The 16596-nt window shown below is 71.9% G+C and carries 16 protein-coding genes; 7 read left to right on the forward strand and 9 right to left on the reverse strand.

The features are described 5' to 3' along the window. Positions 1–31 precede the first annotated feature (31 nt). Positions 32–922, reverse strand: coding sequence for a hypothetical protein (locus tag ABZT06_RS04475; RefSeq protein WP_355734640.1), 891 nt, complete (start codon positions 920–922; stop codon positions 32–34). After that, complete coding sequence (locus ABZT06_RS04480) at positions 919–1923, reverse strand: SPFH domain-containing protein (protein ID WP_355734643.1); 1005 nt, start codon at positions 1921–1923, stop codon at positions 919–921. The genes ABZT06_RS04475 and ABZT06_RS04480 overlap by 4 nt, the downstream gene beginning before the upstream one ends. Positions 1924–2046: 123 nt before the next feature. On the opposite strand from ABZT06_RS04480, the gene ABZT06_RS04485 reads away from it, so the two are divergent. Then, complete coding sequence (locus tag ABZT06_RS04485) at positions 2047–3270, forward strand: arginine deiminase (RefSeq protein ID WP_355734646.1); 1224 nt, start codon at positions 2047–2049, stop codon at positions 3268–3270. A 116-nt stretch (positions 3271–3386) separates the two neighbouring features. After that, complete coding sequence (argF, locus tag ABZT06_RS04490; RefSeq protein ID WP_355734649.1) at positions 3387–4394, forward strand: ornithine carbamoyltransferase; 1008 nt, start codon at positions 3387–3389, stop codon at positions 4392–4394. Positions 4395–4397: 3 nt separating this feature from the next. Here the strand turns inward: argF and ABZT06_RS04495 are convergent, their stop codons facing one another. Then, positions 4398–4850, reverse strand: coding sequence for an ATP-binding protein (locus ABZT06_RS04495; RefSeq protein WP_355734652.1), 453 nt, complete (start codon positions 4848–4850; stop codon positions 4398–4400). A gap of 307 nt (positions 4851–5157) precedes the next feature. Between ABZT06_RS04495 and ABZT06_RS04500 the strand changes: the two genes are divergently transcribed. Together ABZT06_RS04500 and ABZT06_RS04505 are read left to right on the forward strand one after the other, a co-directional pair. Continuing rightward, positions 5158–5985 carry an enoyl-CoA hydratase family protein gene (locus ABZT06_RS04500; protein ID WP_355734655.1) on the forward strand — a complete coding sequence of 276 codons (828 nt, stop codon included), beginning with the start codon at positions 5158–5160 and terminating at the stop codon, positions 5983–5985. Further along, positions 5982–8354: a bifunctional salicylyl-CoA 5-hydroxylase/oxidoreductase gene (locus ABZT06_RS04505; RefSeq protein WP_355734658.1), complete on the forward strand. Its 2373-nt coding sequence runs from the start codon at positions 5982–5984 to the stop codon at positions 8352–8354. The genes ABZT06_RS04500 and ABZT06_RS04505 overlap by 4 nt, the downstream gene beginning before the upstream one ends. A 40-nt stretch (positions 8355–8394) precedes the next feature. Here the strand turns inward: ABZT06_RS04505 and cysC are convergent, their stop codons facing one another. The 3 genes from cysC to ABZT06_RS04520 form a co-directional block, all read right to left on the reverse strand. Continuing rightward, positions 8395–8946, reverse strand: a complete 552-nt coding sequence (gene cysC / locus ABZT06_RS04510; RefSeq protein ID WP_355734661.1) for an adenylyl-sulfate kinase — start codon at positions 8944–8946, stop codon at positions 8395–8397. A 113-nt stretch (positions 8947–9059) separates the two neighbouring features. Continuing rightward, complete coding sequence (locus ABZT06_RS04515) at positions 9060–9872, reverse strand: PaaX family transcriptional regulator C-terminal domain-containing protein (RefSeq protein WP_355734664.1); 813 nt, start codon at positions 9870–9872, stop codon at positions 9060–9062. 15 nt (positions 9873–9887) lie between these two features. Then, on the reverse strand, positions 9888–11480 hold the full coding sequence (locus ABZT06_RS04520) for an AMP-binding protein (protein WP_355734667.1): 1593 nt from the start codon (positions 11478–11480) through the stop codon (positions 9888–9890). Between the two features lie 156 nt (positions 11481–11636). Between ABZT06_RS04520 and ABZT06_RS04525 the strand changes: the two genes are divergently transcribed. Next, positions 11637–12764 carry an acyl-CoA dehydrogenase gene (locus tag ABZT06_RS04525; protein ID WP_355734670.1) on the forward strand — a complete coding sequence of 376 codons (1128 nt, stop codon included), beginning with the start codon at positions 11637–11639 and terminating at the stop codon, positions 12762–12764. After that, complete coding sequence (locus tag ABZT06_RS04530) at positions 12761–13159, forward strand: RidA family protein (protein ID WP_355734673.1); 399 nt, start codon at positions 12761–12763, stop codon at positions 13157–13159. Before ABZT06_RS04525 ends, ABZT06_RS04530 begins: the two co-directional genes overlap by 4 nt. 408 nt (positions 13160–13567) lie before the next feature. Here the strand turns inward: ABZT06_RS04530 and ABZT06_RS04535 are convergent, their stop codons facing one another. After that, positions 13568–13762 (reverse strand): DUF5999 family protein, encoded by a 195-nt coding sequence (locus ABZT06_RS04535; protein WP_355734677.1) that lies wholly within the window; start codon positions 13760–13762, stop codon positions 13568–13570. 242 nt (positions 13763–14004) lie between these two features. Between ABZT06_RS04535 and ABZT06_RS04540 the strand changes: the two genes are divergently transcribed. Then, positions 14005–14433: a DUF6299 family protein gene (locus tag ABZT06_RS04540; protein WP_355734680.1), complete on the forward strand. Its 429-nt coding sequence runs from the start codon at positions 14005–14007 to the stop codon at positions 14431–14433. Between the two features lie 46 nt (positions 14434–14479). Here the strand turns inward: ABZT06_RS04540 and ABZT06_RS04545 are convergent, their stop codons facing one another. Together ABZT06_RS04545 and ABZT06_RS04550 are read right to left on the reverse strand one after the other, a co-directional pair. After that, positions 14480–14686, reverse strand: coding sequence for a hypothetical protein (locus tag ABZT06_RS04545; protein ID WP_355734683.1), 207 nt, complete (start codon positions 14684–14686; stop codon positions 14480–14482). Positions 14687–14948: 262 nt separating this feature from the next. After that, complete coding sequence (locus ABZT06_RS04550; RefSeq protein ID WP_355734686.1) at positions 14949–16028, reverse strand: ABC transporter ATP-binding protein; 1080 nt, start codon at positions 16026–16028, stop codon at positions 14949–14951. Between the last annotated feature and the right edge of the window lie 568 nt (positions 16029–16596).

Below are 16596 nucleotides of genomic sequence, written 5' to 3' on the forward strand. Positions count from 1 at the left end.
GCGGCGTGAGGGGTGACCCACCGGTCACCCCTCACCCCACCAGCCGCAGGCGCTCCCGACAGACCCCCACCTCCACGGTCTGCCCCCACGTCAGCTCCAGCGAGTCGCCCTCCATCCCGTCCCCGAAGGCGATCAGGCGTTCGGACTCGACGGTGAGGCGGAGGCGGGCGGGGGCGGGGAGTTCGCCGGCCGTCAGGTGGGTGCCGGTGGCCGGGGAGGGCCAGGCCTCGCGGACGAACCAGAGCAGGCGGTTCTCCGTCGGGGCCGGCAGCCGTAGGGCACCGCCTCGCTCCTGCCACACGGACCGGAGCCAGCCCGTGGCCCCGGTCCCCGTCCCCACCAGCACCCCGGAGGAAGCCTGGGCCTCGACGACACCCCCGTCGTCCTCCAGGCCCAGGCGGTATCTGGCCGTCTGGTGTCCGGCCGCGCCCAGGTAGATCTCGTTCAGCGCGACGAGCCGCTGGGTGTCGTCCGCGACGGCCTCGACCATCGTCAACTCGTCGACGCTCGCACCGGCCACGGCCAGCAACTCCGCCGTGTCCCGCGGGCGGTGGCGTACCAGGACACCGGGGTTGCGGCCGGGCTCGGTGTCGATGCCCAGCACCGGCTGACCGGACAGGTACTTGGCCACGTTGGCCACCAGTCCGTCCTGGCCGACCACGATCACGACGTCCTCGGGAGCGAACAGGAAGCGGTCCAGGTCGCCACGCTCCACCCGGGCCTGACGCCAGGTCAGCGGAATCGCGGCGGTCACCTCCGCGAGTGCCCGGCGGGTGCGCTCGTGGCGTCCGGCGACCTCCTCGATGTCCCGGCCCCGGGAGGAGAGGAAGAAGGCGGCCTGGCCGTGGGTGCCGTGGTGGGCCACCAACTCCTCGTACTCCGTGGTGCGATGGACCAGGACGGCCCGTGGCGCGAGAATCACTCCGGCTCCCGGGCGCCCAGCTTGGCCAGGAGCCCCGTCAGCACGTCCGGCGAGATCGTCACGCTGTCGATGTGCGGCAGGTTCTCCGCGAGCCGGGTGCCGGTGAGGGCGTGCAGGGTGGCGACCTCGACGTCCTCGTGCACCTTCAGCCAGGCGGCCTGCGCCTGCGCCTTCGCGTCACCGACCGCGCGCACTCCCTCGGCCTCCGCGCGGGCGAGCCGTACCGACCGGGTCGCCTCCGCCTCGGCCCGTACCGCGTCCGCCGCCGCGTGCTCCTCCGCCTCCCGGCGGGCGTTGGTGCCGCGCTGCTCCACCAACTGCTCCTCGCGGCGGGCGAGTTCGATCTGGCTGGCCAGTTCGTTCTCGGCGATGGCCCGCTCGCGCTCCACGGCGACGGCCCGCCGTTCGTAGGTCGCCCGGTCGGCCTCCTGCTGGATCTGTTCGCGGGCCGGGGTGCGCAGGGCCCGCTCCACCTCCGGTTCGGGGCGCAGCGCCATCACCCGTACGGCGACCACCTCGATGCCGGTGGCCGGCAGCCGGGGTTCGGCGGCGAGGCCCGCGGCGATCCGCTCGCGCACCGCCGAGACGCCGTCCACCAGGGCGGAGGACAGGGAGGTCCGGGTCAGTACGTCGAGCGCGTGCTGCTGGGCCGTCTCCGTGAGCAGTGTGCCCAGTTGCTCCAGGGGCGCGCCCCGCCACACCCCGGTGTCCGGGTCGACCGAGAAGTCCAGGCGGGCGGCGGCGAGGGCCGGGTCGCCGATCCGGTAGGTCACGGTCGCCTGGACCGCCACGTCCTGGAAGTCGGACGTACGGGCGTGGAAGGTCATGGCCAACTCGCGGTCGTCCACCGGGACTTCGGAGAGCGCGGCGGTCAGTGCGCGGAACCAGAAGCTGAGCCCGGGACCGTCGTGCAGCAACTTGCCGCCGCGGTGGTGGCGGATGTGGGCCGTGGGCGCGCCGCGCAGATGGCGCCAGCCGAGGCGCCGGGTGATGTCGGCCATCGAACTCCCTCTTTTCGTCTGTGAGACGATAACCAGAGGGCGCACTTGTCGTCAAGGGGACGAGAACAAGAAAGCCGGGCGGACTCAGGGGTCAAGAGGCTCCGGGTTGGTCAGGATGGAGGCATGGGATTCCATGTCGACTCCGAGACCGGGCGGCTCAGCCGCGTCATCCTGCACCGGCCGGACCTCGAGCTCAAAAGGCTCACCCCCAGCAACAAGGACGCACTGCTCTTCGACGACGTGCTGTGGGTGCGCCGGGCGCGCGCCGAGCACGACGGCTTCGCCGACGTGCTGCGCGACCGCGGTGTCGCCGTGCACCTCTTCGGTGACCTGCTCACCGAGGCCCTGGAGATCCCGGCGGCCCGCTCGCTCGTCCTCGACCGGGTCTTCGACGAGAAGGAGTACGGTCCGCTGGCCACCGACCATCTCCGGGCCTCCTTCGAGGCGCTGCCCGCCGCAGAGCTGGCGGAGGCCCTCGTCGGCGGCATGACCAAGCGCGAGTTCCTGGAGGCGCACCCGGAGCCGACCTCTGTGCGCTTCCACGTCATGGACCTGGACGACTTCCTCCTCGCCCCCCTGCCCAACCACCTCTTCACCCGCGACACCTCCGCCTGGATATACGACGGGGTCTCCGTCAACGCGATGAAGTGGCCGGCCCGCCAGCGCGAGACGGTCCACTTCGAGGCGATCTACCGTCACCACCCGCTCTTCCGCGACGAGACGTTCCACATCTGGTCGGAGGGGCAGGCCGACTATCCGTCCACCATCGAGGGCGGCGACGTCCTCGTCATCGGCAACGGCGCCGTCCTCATCGGCATGAGCGAGCGGACCACGCCCCAAGCCGTCGAGATGCTCGCGCACAAGCTCTTCGCCGAGGGCTCCGCGCAGTCGATCGTGGCCCTCGACATGCCGAAACGGCGGGCGTTCATGCATCTCGACACCGTGATGACGATGGTCGACGGCGACACCTTCACCCAGTACGCCGGGCTCGGCATGCTCCGGTCGTACACCATCGAACCGGGCGTCGGCGACAAGGAGCTCAAGGTCACCGACCACCCGCCGGAGCACATGCACCGTGCGATCGCCGCCGCGCTCGGGCTGAGCGAGATCCGGGTCCTGACCGCCACCCAGGACGTGCACGCGGCCGAGCGCGAGCAGTGGGACGACGGCTGCAACGTCCTCGCCGTCGAGCCGGGTGTCGTCGTCGCCTACGAGCGCAACGCCACCACCAACACCCATCTGCGCAAGCAGGGCATCGAGGTCATCGAGATCCCGGGCAGCGAGCTGGGGCGGGGGAGGGGCGGGCCGCGCTGCATGAGCTGTCCGGTGGAGCGGGAGGCCGTATAGGAGGGATGTCTTCTGGAACGCGCGATCGCATAGTCGTACAGGAGTCTGTATATAAATGCTGAAGGTCGTATAGACTTCCAGGGTCCTTCTGTTCACGCACCTCTGGAGCGCCCCCCATGGCGACAGTCCCGACCGCCCTCGCCGGCCGCCACTTCCTCAAGGAGTTCGACTTCACCGAGCAGGAGTTCCTCGGGCTGGTCGAACTGGCCGCGGAGCTGAAGGCCGCGAAGAAGGCCGGGACCGAGACGCGGTACCTGAGCGGGAAGAACATCGCTCTGATCTTCGAGAAGACCTCGACGCGCACGCGCTGCGCGTTCGAGGTCGCCGCGGCGGACCAGGGCGCGTCGACGACCTACCTGGACCCGTCCGGCTCGCAGATCGGGCACAAGGAGTCCGTGCGGGACACCGCGCGTGTGCTCGGCCGGATGTACGACGGGATCGAGTACCGCGGGGACAGCCAGCAGAAGGTGGAGGAGCTGGCCGGGTACGCCGGTGTGCCGGTGTACAACGGGCTCACCGACGACTGGCACCCCACGCAGATGCTGGCCGACGTGCTGACCATGACCGAGAACACCGCGAAGCCGGTCCGGGAGATCGCGTTCGCCTACCTCGGTGACGCGCGCTTCAACATGGGCAACTCGTATCTGGTCACCGGTGCCCTGCTGGGGATGGACGTCCGGATCGTCGCGCCGAAGAGCTACTGGCCCGCGCAGGACGTCGTCGAGCGGGCGCGTGCGCTCGCCACGGACAGCGGGGCGCGGATCACCCTCACCGAGTCGCTGGAGGAGGGGGTGCGGGGTGCGGACTTCGTCGCCACCGACGTCTGGGTCTCCATGGGGGAGCCGAAGGGCGTGTGGGACGACCGGATCGCCGCGCTCGCGCCGTACGCGGTGACCATGGACGTGCTGCGGGCCACGGGCAACGCGGACGTCAAGTTCCTGCACTGCCTGCCCGCCTTCCACGACCTCGGCACCAAGGTGGGGCAGGAGATCTTCGAGACCCACGGGCTGGAGTCCCTGGAGGTCACGGACGAGGTGTTCGAGTCGGTGCACTCGGTCGTGTTCGACGAGGCGGAGAACCGTCTGCACACGATCAAGGCGGTGCTGGTCGCGACGCTGGCCTGAGCGTCACGCCGGGTGCCACTGACGCGGCACCACGGGCAGACGGAACCACACCGCCTTGCCGGTCTCCGTCGGGCGGTGACCGCACGACGAGCTGAGCGCCCTGATCAGCAGCAGTCCCCGGCCGTGCTCCTGCCAGGGGTCCGGGTCCCGGGTGTCCGGCTGGGTGAGGTGCCCCGGGGGCGCCGGGTCCGGGTCGTGCACCTCCACCTGGCAGCCGGTCGGCAGCAGTTCCACGACCAGCTCTATCGGGGTGTCGCCGGTGGTGTGCTCCACGGCGTTCGCCACCAGCTCGGCCGTCAGCAGCTCCGCGGTGTCGCAGTCCGCCCCGTGCTCCAGCTCGGCCAACGCGGTGCGGACCAGAGCGCGCGCCACGGGCACGGCCGCGGCGGAGTGCGGCAGCGCGATGCGCCAGGAGGCGGAGGCCGAGGGGCGATCTTGCAAGGCGGGTCCGTTCATGAGCAGGCTGTCCTGCTTTCAACCTTACGAATGGTACGGCGCCGCCGGCAGAGGCGACCGGCGGGCACCGTACGGGACCTTCGGCCCCGTTGGCAGGCGGCTTACCCGTAGCAACGGCTTGCCTCTCACCGCTGATCCCGCCGTTGCCCGGCTGTCGCCGAGCCGTGACGGATGTGACGGGCCCAGGTCACATCCGGAGTCTTGTATCGCGCACTCGTGACGACAGTCAAAGATGGGTGATAACTTCGAAGGGCAGAGCGCACCTCGAACCTCGCACCCAGCCCGAGCACGAGGAGGCCGCACGGACATGAGCCCCTTCACCGGCTCCGCCGCCCGCACCCCCGACTGGCAGCATCTGCGCGTCGGTCTCGCCGACGGCGTCGCCACGGTCACCCTCGCCCGCCCCGACAGGCTCAACGCGCTCACCTTCGGTGCCTACGCCGACCTGCGCGACCTGCTCGCCGAACTGTCCCGCGAGCGTTCCGTCCGGGCACTGGTCCTGGCCGGAGAGGGCCGCGGCTTCTGCTCCGGCGGTGACGTCGACGAGATCATCGGCGCGACCCTCGCCATGGACACCGCCCAGCTCCTCGACTTCAACCGGATGACCGGACAGGTGGTGAGGGCCGTACGGGAGTGTCCGTTCCCGGTGATCGCGGCCGTGCACGGGGTGGCGGCGGGCGCGGGCGCGGTCCTCGCCCTGGCGGCCGACTTCCGGGTGGCGGACCCCTCGGCGCGCTTCGCCTTCCTCTTCACCCGGGTCGGCCTGTCCGGCGGCGACATGGGCGCGGCCTATCTGCTGCCCCGCGTGGTGGGCCTCGGTCACGCCACCCGCCTCCTCATGCTCGGCGAACCGGTCCGGGCCGCCGAGGCCGAGCGCATCGGCCTGATCAGCGAACTGACCGAGGAGGGCGGCGCCGATGAGGCCGCCCAGGCGCTGGCCCACCGCCTGGCCGAGGGTCCGGCCCTGGCCTACGCGCAGACCAAGGCCCTGCTGACGGCCGAGCTGGACATGCCGCTGGCGGCTTCGGTGGAACTGGACGCCTCGACCCAGGCCCTGCTGATGAATGGCGAGGACTACGCGGAGTTCCATGCGGCGTTCAAGGAGAAGCGACCGCCGAAGTGGCAAGGGCGATGAGGATGCCCAGGTCAGGGGCGCGGGGCTGTGTTGACTTTGCGGCTACCGCCGCGCGGGCGCGACAAGCCGCAACGGACCCGCACGCACCCACGAAGCCCCGCCACCCCCTGCGAGTCGCGATCATCGGCGGTGGTCCGGGCGGACTCTACTCGGCCGCCCTGCTGAAACGTCTCGACCCGGCCCGCGAGGTCACCGTCTGGGAACGCAACGCCCCCGACGACACCTTCGGCTTCGGCGTGGTCCTCTCCGACGAGACCCTGGGCGGCATCGAGCACGCGGACCCGGCGGTCTTCGAGGCGATGCGGTCCGACTTCGTCCGCTGGGACGACATCGACATCGTGCACCGGGGCGTGCGCCACACCTCCGGCGGGCACGGCTTCGCCGCACTCGGCCGCAGACGACTCCTCGACATCCTGCACAACCGCTGCCGCGCCCTCGGCGTGGACCTCCGCTTCCGTACGGAGGCCCCGGCCGGCCTCGAGGAGACGCACGACCTCGTCATCGCCGCCGACGGGGTCAACAGCACCACACGCGGGGCCCACGCACCTGTGTTCCGCCCCCATGTGACCTCCCACCACTGCCGCTACATCTGGCTCGCCGCCGACTTCCCCTTCGAAGCCTTCCGGTTCGAGATCGCCGAGACCGAACACGGCGTGATGCAACTCCACGGCTACCCGTACGCCCCCGACGCCTCCACCGTGATCATCGAGATGCGCGAGGAGGTCTGGAGGGCCGCCGGCTTCGACGAGGTCCCCCCGGGGGAATCGGTGGAGAGCTGCGCCAAGATCTTCGCGGAGGCCCTGCGCGGACGCCCCCTGCGTTCCAACAACGCCACGTGGACCACCTTCCGCACGGTGGTCAACGAACACTGGTCGCACGGCAGGACCGTGCTGCTCGGCGACGCGGCCCACACCGCCCACTTCTCCATCGGCTCCGGCACCAAGCTCGCCGTGGAGGACGCCCTCGCCCTGGCCGCCTGCCTCGATGAACAGCCTTCGCTGGAAAGGGCGTTGGCGGCCTACGAGGCGGAGCGCAAACCGGTCGTCGCCTCCACCCAACGGGCCGCGCGCGCCAGCCTGGAATGGTTCGAGAACCTCGGCCTGTACCTCGACCAACCGCCCCGCCAGTTCGCCTTCAACCTGCTCACCCGCAGCCGTCGGGTCACCCACGACAACCTGCGCCTGCGCGACGCGAGCTTCACCGGCGCCGTGGAACGCGAGTTCGGCTGCCCGCCGGACACGCCCCCGATGTTCACCCCGTTCCGGCTGCGCGGTCTGACCCTGCGCAACCGGGTCGTGGTGTCGCCGATGGACATGTACTCCGCCACCGACGGCGTCCCCGGCGACTTCCACCTGGTCCACCTGGGCGCCCGGGCTCTCGGCGGCGCCGGGCTGGTGATGACCGAGATGGTGTGCGTCTCGCCCGAGGGCCGCATCACGCCCGGCTGCACCGGCCTCTACAGCGGCAGACAGGCCGAGGCCTGGAAGCGGATCACGAACTTCGTGCACGCGCGGTCGCCGGGCACCGCGATCGGGGTACAGCTCGGCCACAGCGGCCGGAAGGGCTCGACCAAGCTGATGTGGGAGGGCATCGACGAGCCGCTGCCGGAGGGCAACTGGCCGGTCGTGGCGCCGTCACCGATCCCGTACAGGCCCTTCAACCAGACCCCGCGCGAGCTGAGCCGCGCCCAACTGACCGACATACGCGAGCAGTTCACCGCGGCCGCCTGGCGTGCCGCGCGAGCCGGGTTCGACCTCCTCGAACTGCACTGCGCCCACGGCTACCTGCTCTCCGGCTTCCTCTCCCCGCTGACCAACCGGCGCACGGACGCCTACGGCGGCTCGCTCGCCAAGCGCCTGCGCTTCCCGCTCGAAGTCTTCGACGCCGTCAGGGGAGTGTGGCCGCAGGAACGGCCCATGACCGTCCGTATCTCCGCCACCGACTGGGCCGAGGGCGGCAACACGGCCGAGGACGCCGTCGAGATCGCCCGCGCCTTCGCCGCGCACGGCGCCGACGCGATCGACGTGTCGACCGGGCAGGTCGTGGCCGAGGAGCACCCGGACTACGGGCGGTCGTACCAGACGCCGTACGCCGACCGGATCCGCCACGAGACCGGCGTCCCGGTGATCGCGGTCGGCGCCATCTCCTCCTGGGACGACGTCAACTCCCTGATCCTGGCCGGGCGTACGGATCTGTGCGCGCTGGCCCGACCGCACCTCTACGACCCGCACTGGACCCTGCACGCGGCCGCCGAGCAGGAGTACGACGGCCCCGGCGTGGTCTGGCCGGACCCGTACCGCGCGGGCAGCCGGCGCCCCCGGACCGGACGCACCGACGCCCCCAAGCCCCGGCTCACGCTGGGGAGTTGAGGGAGTCCACGTCAGGTGGGTTCGACTGTGAGCGGGCCGGTCACACCAGCCCCCGTTCCGCCAGCACCGCGTACACGGTGTCGGCCGACTCCTGGGGCGTCTGGTCCTGCGTCCTGAGCACCAGCGACGGGTCGGTCGGCGGCTCGTACGGATCGTCCACCCCGGTCAGACCGGTGAGCCGACCCGCGGCCTGCCGGGCGTAGAGCCCCTTCACGTCCCGTTCGCCGCACACCTCGACCGGGGTCGCCACATGGACCTCGACGTACGGCGTCCCGCTCGCGTCGTGCCGCTTGCGCACCGCCTCGCGGCTGTCGGCGTACGGCGCGATCACCGGGACGAGGGACAGGACGCCGTTGCGGGCGAGGACCTCGGAGACCAGCCCGATCCGCTGGACGTTGGTAGTCCGGTCCGCGCGGGAGAAGCCGAGGCCGGCGGAGAGGAAACGGCGTATCTCGTCGCCGTCCAGGACCTCCACGCGACGCCCCTCTGCCTTCAGCCGGTCGGCGAGCAGGCGGGCAATGGTCGTCTTGCCCGCGCTCGGCAGTCCCGTCAGCCAGACGGTGGCTCCCTGAGCCCTTGCCGTGGTGGTCATGCGCAACGGTCCTCTTCTTTCTCACGACGACCCGGGGGACGCTAGGTAAGAAACTTGAGAGGAGGGACAGAGGAACCTGAGGGTTGTCTTAGGGGCCCGCGGTATGTCCGGGATCACAGGCCGACGAACGCCGCCCCCGCGTCCCGCAGCCGCTCGTGCAGGCCTCGGAACACCGCCGCCGCCCGCTCGCCCGGCCAGTCCTCCGGGAGCAGGGCGACGGGCAGGCCGGGGTCGGCATAGGGGAGATGGCGCCAGGAATCGAGGGCGAGGAGGTAGTCCCGGTAGGCCTCCTCCGGTGGCGTGTCGGTCCGGTCCTCCCAGTCGCGCAGCACGCGCGCGTGGCGGTCGAGGAACGCCTCGTGCTCCTTGGCGATCGCGGCCAGGTCCCACCAGCGGGCCACCGCCTCCACGGTCGCCGCGAAACCGAGATGCTCTCCGCGGAAGAAGTCCACGTACGGGTCGAGCCGCAGCCGCTGGAGGGTGTGCCGGGCCTCCTCGTACAGCCGCGCGGGGGCGATCCACACCCCGGGAGCCGCCGTGCCGAAGCCGAGTCCGGCCAGTCGCGAGCGCAGCACGTGCCGCTTCTGCCGCTCCGACTCGGGCACCGAGAACACGGCGAGCACCCAGCCCTCGTCCCGCGGCGGGGTCGCCGCGTAGATGCGCCGGTCGCCGTCGTCGAGCAGCTGGCGGGCGTCCGGCGACAGTTCGTACCCGGCGGCGCCGCGGGCCGTGCGGGCCGGCAGCAGCAGCCCGCGCCGCTTGAGGCGGGACACCGACGAGCGTACGGAGGGGGCGTCCACGCCGACCGCGGCCAGCAGCCGGATCAGCTCGGCGACGGGCACGGGGCCCGGCATGAAGCGGCCGTAGGCTCCGTAGAGCGTGACGATGAGAGACCGTGGTGCATGCTGGTCGGACACGTTGATCATCTTAGGTCGTGTGGATCACTGCTGGTCACCATCGGTGCGCAGTCTGAACCGCTGGAGTTTGCCGGTCGCCGTGCGCGGCAGCGCGTCCAGGAACACGATCTCGCGCGGGCATTTGTAGGGCGCCAGTTCGGCCTTGACGAAGGTGCGCAGCGCGTCGGCGTCGCGCTCGGCGCCCTCCCTGAGGACGGCGAAGGCGACGACGACCTGACCGCGCGCCTCGTCGGCCCGCCCCACGACCGCCGCCTCGACCACGTCCGGGTGGCGCAGCAGGGCGTCCTCGACCTCCGGTCCCGCGATGTTGTACCCGGCCGAGATGATCATGTCGTCCGCGCGGGCCACATAGCGGAAATACCCATCGTTTTCCCGGATGTACGTGTCGCCGGTGATGTTCCAGCCGTCCCGCACGTACTCGCGCTGGCGTGGATCGGCGAGGTAGCGGCAGCCGACGGGTCCGCGCACGGCGAGCAATCCGGGCTCGCCGTCGGGCATCTCGCGACCCGTCCCGTCGACCACGCGCGCGTGCCATCCGGGTACGGGCAGCCCGGTCGTCCCGGGCCGGATGTGCTCGTCGGCCGCGGAGATGAAGATGTGCAGCAGTTCGGTGGCGCCGATGCCGTTGACGATCCGCAGCCCGGTCCGCTCCCGCCAGGCCCGCCAGGTGGCAGCCGGCAGGTTCTCACCTGCGGAGACACAGCGGCGCAGGGACGAGATGTCGTAGGCGTCGAGCTCGTCGAGCATGGCCCGGTATGCGGTGGGGGCGGTGAACAGGACGGAGACGCGATGCTCGGCGATCGCCGGCAGCAGCTGCTGGGGATGGGCCTGTTCGAGGAGGAGGGAACTCGCGCCCGCGCGCATCGGGAAGATCACCAGGCCGCCGAGCCCGAAGGTGAAACCGAGCGGGGGGCTGCCCGTGAAGACATCGTCCACATGGGGTCGCAGCACATGCTTGGAGAAGGTGTCGGCTATCGCGAGCACATCCCGGTGGAAGTGCATACAGCCCTTGGGGCGCCCGGTGGTTCCGGAGGTGAAGGCGATCAGCGCCACGTCGTCGTCCGCGGTGCCGACGGCGGTGTACGGCGTTCCGGGCGCCTCGCGGTTCAGCAGGTCGTCGGGGGCGTCGCCGCCGTAGGTGGTGATCCTGAGGCCCGGTATCTCGGCCTTGGCGAGGTCGTCGACGGCGCGTATGTCGCACAGCGCGTGCTCTATGCGCGCCATCTCGCACATCGTGGCCAGCTCGTGTGGGCGCTGCTGGGCCAGCACCGTCACGGCGACCGCCCCCGCCTTCAGCACCGCCAGCCAGCAGGCCGCTAGCCAGGGGGTGGTCGGGCCGCGCAGCAGCACACGGTTGCCGGGGGCGACTCCGAGGTCACCGGTGAGGAGATGGGCGAGCCGGTCGACACGGGCGCGGAGTGTGCCGTACGTCCATGTGTCCCCGGCCGGGGTGTGGAAGACCGGGCGGTCGTCGGGCGGGCCCGTCAGCAGTTCGGCGGCACAGTTCAGCCGGTCGGGGTACCTCAGCTCCGGAAGGTCGAAGCGGAGCTGCGGCCACTGGTCGGGGGGCGGGAGGTGGTCGCGCGCGAAGGTGTCGACGTGGGCCGAGACGTTCATGGCGGGTCGCCCCCTTGCCTTGGGCCGCGTGGGCCGCCTTGTGGGCCGCCTCGTGGGCGTCGATGGTGGGCTCGCACAAGGAGCGTATCGTGTTGGTGACGACAGTCAACGGCACGCGATACTGTCGGGGGCCCTGTCGACGAGAGAGGACCGGCGATGCCCGCATTCTCGCTCGAACCGTCACAGACCGCCCGGTGTGCGGAGCTGCGTGCCCTCGCCGCGGAACGGCTGCGCCCGCTCGCGGAGAAGGGCGAGCCGGGCCAGGTGAACCGCCCACTGGTTGCCGAACTCGGTCGACTGGGCCTGCTGGAAAGGCTGTTCACCTCCGGCGCCCTCGACCTCTGCCTGATGCGGGAATCCCTCGCGTACGCCTGCACGGAGGCCGAGACGGCCCTCGCCCTCCAGGGCCTCGGCGCCCACCCCGTCCACGCCCACGGCACCCCGGCCCAGCGCGAGCGCTGGCTGCCGCCGGTCAGTGAGGGCAGCGCGGTGGCCGCGTTCGCGCTGAGCGAGCCGGGGGCGGGCTCGGACGCGGCGGCCCTGTCCCTGGCCGCGGAGTCCGACGGCCCTTCCCGCTGGCGGCTCAGCGGGGAGAAGTGCTGGATCTCCAACGCCCCCGACGCCGACTTCTACACCCTCTTCGCCCGGACCACCCCCGGCGCCGGAGCCCGCGGAGTGACCGCGTTCCTCGTGCCCGCCGACCGTCCCGGACTCACCGGCACCGCCCTCGACATGCTCTCCCCGCACTCCATCGGCGCCCTCGCCCTCGACGCCGTGCCGGTGGGCGCCGACGACGTCCTCGGTGAGGTCGACCGTGGCTTCCGGGTCGCCATGGGGACCCTGAACCTCTTCCGGCCCAGCGTCGGCGCCTTCGCGGTCGGCATGGCACAGGCGGCGCTGGACGCGACCCTCACGCACACCTCCCGACGGGACGCCTTCGGCGGCAAGCTGAGGGACCTGCAGAGCGTGGCCCACACGGTCGCCGAGATGGCCCTGCGCACGGACGCGGCCCGCCTCATGGTGTACGCGGCGGCCACGGCGTACGACGAAGGCGCCCCGGACGTGCCCAAGCGCGCGGCGATGGCGAAGCTGCTCGCCACCGAGACCGCGCAGTACGTCGTCGACACCGCGGTCCAGCTCCACGGCGCACGCGCCCTGCAACGCGGTCACCTGCTGGAGCACCTGTACCGGGAGGTGCGCGCCCCGCGCATCTACGAAGGGGCGAGCGAGGTCCAACGGGGCATCATCGCCAAGGAGTTGTACGCCGACCTGGAGGTGTCGTGAGCGCCGAGCGCTTCAACCCGCCCGAACTGTCCCCGCCCACCGGGTTCTCGCACGCGGTCGTCGCCACCGGCTCACGGGTCGTCTTCCTGGCGGGACAGACGGCCCTGGACGCCGACGGCAAGGTGGTGGGGGACTCCCTGCCGGAGCAGTTCGAGAAGGCGCTCACCAATCTCCTCACCGCCCTCGCGGCCGCCGGCGGTACCCCCTCCGACCTCGCCAGGCTCACCGTCTACGCCACCGACATCGCCGCCTACCGCACCCACGTGCGTGAACTCGGCCTCATCTGGCGTCAGTTGGCGGGCCGTGACTATCCCGCGATGGCCGTCGTCGAGGTCGTACGGCTGTGGGACGACCAGGCCGCGGTGGAACTCGACGGCTTCGCGGTGCTGCCGTAGCAACGCCGGTCTGTACGGAATCGGGTTCAGGGCGGGGATCGTGGCGTCCGAGGATGACGACGGGGACGGGGGCGGCGCAGGCCCGGTCGGGGTGCGCCCGCACGGGAGGTGGCCCGGCGTCTCCGAGCGGTCTGCGGGGCTGGTGAGGTGCCCGACAGGGGTGGCGTTCCTCGGTGCGCACCCTGGGGCTGAAGCCGCCGCGCCGGGTGTCGGCGGGGCCGCCTCGCTCAGCGAGCGGCCGGTGCCGGGTGAGACCGTCGGCGGCCGGCCAGGGCGCCCCTGCGGGCCGGTGCGGCGATCCGGCGGGGGTGAGTTTCGTGCGGCAGGTCCGCTCTCGTCGTGTGGGCGGCCGGGGATCCGCAAACGTCCCGCGTCCAGAGTCGCCGCCGGACTCCTCCCGCGGGAGCGTCAGGCGGCGACGGCCAGCTGTCCGGTCGGCACCCGGTGCGGCGCGACGACGCGGCCGTCGGGCAGCAGCTCGCCGGTGTCGTCGAAGACGATCGCGCCGTTGCACAGCAGGTTCCAGCCCTGCTCGGGGTGGGCGGCCACGATGTGCGGCGTGGTGGTGTCGGACGAAGCGCACGAAGACTGGTGAGAACACATGGCGCACCTCCATATTCGTTGGACCGTCCCTATGGGGGCCGTATCCGTATGGGTAGACCATGCTCCCGCCGCGAACTCATCGGAATGGCCCGACGGGAAGCGTGACAACACGCGGACAACTCTCGGACGGTTCCACGACGCTCGGTGCGGACTCGCCACCGAAGGAGTGACGATCACGGCTGTCCGCCTGTGTTCCCGGTAGCAGTGGGGGCCACCGCTCCACTCATCCGGGAGGTACCCCCATGCCTGTTCGCCCCGCTCTCACCGCCGCTGCCGGTGCCGTGCTGTTCCTGATGGCCGCCGCCGTGCCGCCCGCGAGCGCCGCCCCGTCCGAGACCGTCACCGTCGACCCCGTCGGCCGTGTCGCCGAGGACGGCACCGTGACCCTGTCGGGCACCTACCGCTGCACCGGCGGTTCGGGCCCGGTGTTCGTGAGCTCCTCCGTGAGCGGGCGCTCCTCTTCTCTCCGGCACGGCATCGGCGGGACCAGCGCGGTGTGCGACGGCGTGGAGCACAGCTGGCAGAACACCGGCAAGCCCACCTCGGAGACGCTTGAGCCGGGTGCGGCCCACGTCGAGGCCACCCTCATGGAACTCAGCCTCCTGGGCGGCCTGCCGCTGCCCCGCTTCCACGCGGCCGAGCAGCGGGACATCACGCTGACGAAGGGCTGAGCGCGGGCCGTGCGCGTGCCGGTGGGGCCTGGCCACCACCGGGCGGTCATCGCACGAGTGTGATCTCCGGAGGCCACAGGACGCCGTCGGCCAACAGCAGGGAGGGGCCCAGGTGTTGGGGGCAGACGACCAGCGCCGGCCGGGCGTGGCAGGCGATCCCGAAGCGGGCGCGGGCCCCGCACTCCTCCCCGTCCCGCGGACCGGAGTGCCGGCTCGCGCACCGCAGCGCGGGTTCGGGGTCCGCGGGAGTCACCGGACGCCCGCCTTCGCTTCGGAGGTGTGTTCGAGGGTGGCCAGAGTCATGGTCTCCTCCTCCTGGGGGCCACGGCGGCCGGGCGAGGGGCCGGGCGGGCGTACCCCCATGCGTTCACGCTAGGAACGGCCCGGCCGGGCGGCCTGTCCGGACGGCCGTTCGGGTGAAGCCCGCCAGTTCCCGCGGCCGTGGCGAAGCGTGATCACCCGTGGGCCGTCGGCTCGGCCCCGGGCCCCTCCCCCCAGAGCCCCGGGTCGCTCCCTCAGACGGGATACGCGTGCGTCTGCGCCGCCTTCACCGCCGCCCAGACCTCCGCGCCCGGATGCAGGTCCAGTTCGGCCGCGGCCACCGTCGTGAGGTCAGCCGCGAGGGGGAGCTCGCCCGTGAGGTCGGCGCGGATCTGGTCGCCGTGGGTCTCCAGGCCGGCCACCTCGCAACGCCAGTGGTTGCGGGCGCTCGAGCCGGCGGGGGGTTCGCGGTAGAGGGTCACGGCGCTCGGCGGGAAGGTCACGAACACGGGGCCGGTGAGGTCTTCCGTGGTGGTGAGCGGGGGCCCGGCTTCGAGGCGTACGGTGTGGCCGGCGGCCTCGCCCCGGTAGAGGTTCAGGCCGACCAGTTGGGCGATGTAGTCGGTGCGCGGATGGCGGGCGATGTGGGCGGGGGCGCCCTCCTGGACGACCTCGCCGTGTTCGACGACCACGAGGCGGTCGGCGAGGACCATGGCGTCCAGCGGGTCGTGCGTGACGAGTACGGCGACGGCCTCGAACTCCGCGAGGTGACGCCGGAGTTGGGCGCGGACCTCAAGGCGGGTGCGGGCGTCGAGGGCGGCCAGCGGCTCGTCGAGGAGCAGCAGCCGGGGGCGGGTGGCCAACGCGCGGGCCAGGGCGACCCGTTGGGCCTGGCCACCGGACAACTTGCGGGGCTTGGCGCCCGCGTGGGCCGCGAGGCCCATCCGGTCCAGCCACTCGGCAGCCTGCGCACGGGCCTCCGCCTTGGACGCGCCCTGGCAGCGCGGGCCGAAAGCGACGTTGTCGAGGGCGGTGAGGTGGGGGAAGAGCAGATAGTCCTGGAAGACGACGCCGACGGGACGTGACTCCGGCGGCGTTCTCTCCAACGCGGCGCCGTCCAGCCGTAGATGGCCGTCCGTGAGCGGGGTGAGACCGGCGAGGGCGCGCAGGGCGGTGGTCTTTCCGGCGCCGTTCGGGCCCAGCAGGGCGACGACCTCACCGGGGGCCACGGACAGGGACACGTCGAGGCGGAAGGCACCGCGGTCCACCACCAGGCGGGCGTCGAGGCCGTCCAGGGTGGCGTCGGGGGCGGTGGCCGAGGTCTGCCTGTTCATGGCGCGGCCACTCGTGCCGTTCATGTCGATGCCGCCGCTCCGGACCGTCCGACCATCACCTTGCCGCCCGCACGACTGCCTCCGGCGGCTCGCGGGGCCGGCGCTGGTCGTGATGGGTGGGTGAGTGCGGGTTTTCGTCGTCGGGGAGTCGTGGTCGGAGTCGTTTTGCTGTCACCGGGGTGGGGTGTCGCGTGGTCAGTACCGGTGTTGGTCGCGGCGGTCTGGCGAGTGCTGGGTTTCGTCGTCGGGGTGTCGGCAGTCGCGGCCGTCCGGCCGTCGCCGGGGTCGTGCGTCGCGTGGCCGCCGTCGACGCCGGTCGCGGTCGCCTGACCAGCTCCGACCGGATTCGTCCGGGCGTCAGCAGTCTCGGCCGTCATGCTGTCACCAGTGCAGCGCGTCATGCGGTCAGCGCTGCCGGCCGACTCGCTGCGGGCCGTTCTGCCGCTGGCCGTCCCATCCCCGGCCGTTCCGCCGTCAGCTGTGCCACCGCCGGCCGACTCGCCGCGGGCCGTTCCGCTACTGGCCGATCCGCTGGCGGCCGTTCCGCCGTCGGCCATCCCGCCACGAG

Origin of the sequence: Streptomyces sp. NPDC005483, assembly GCF_040606035.1 — a bacterium.
Classification (GTDB): domain Bacteria; phylum Actinomycetota; class Actinomycetes; order Streptomycetales; family Streptomycetaceae; genus Streptomyces.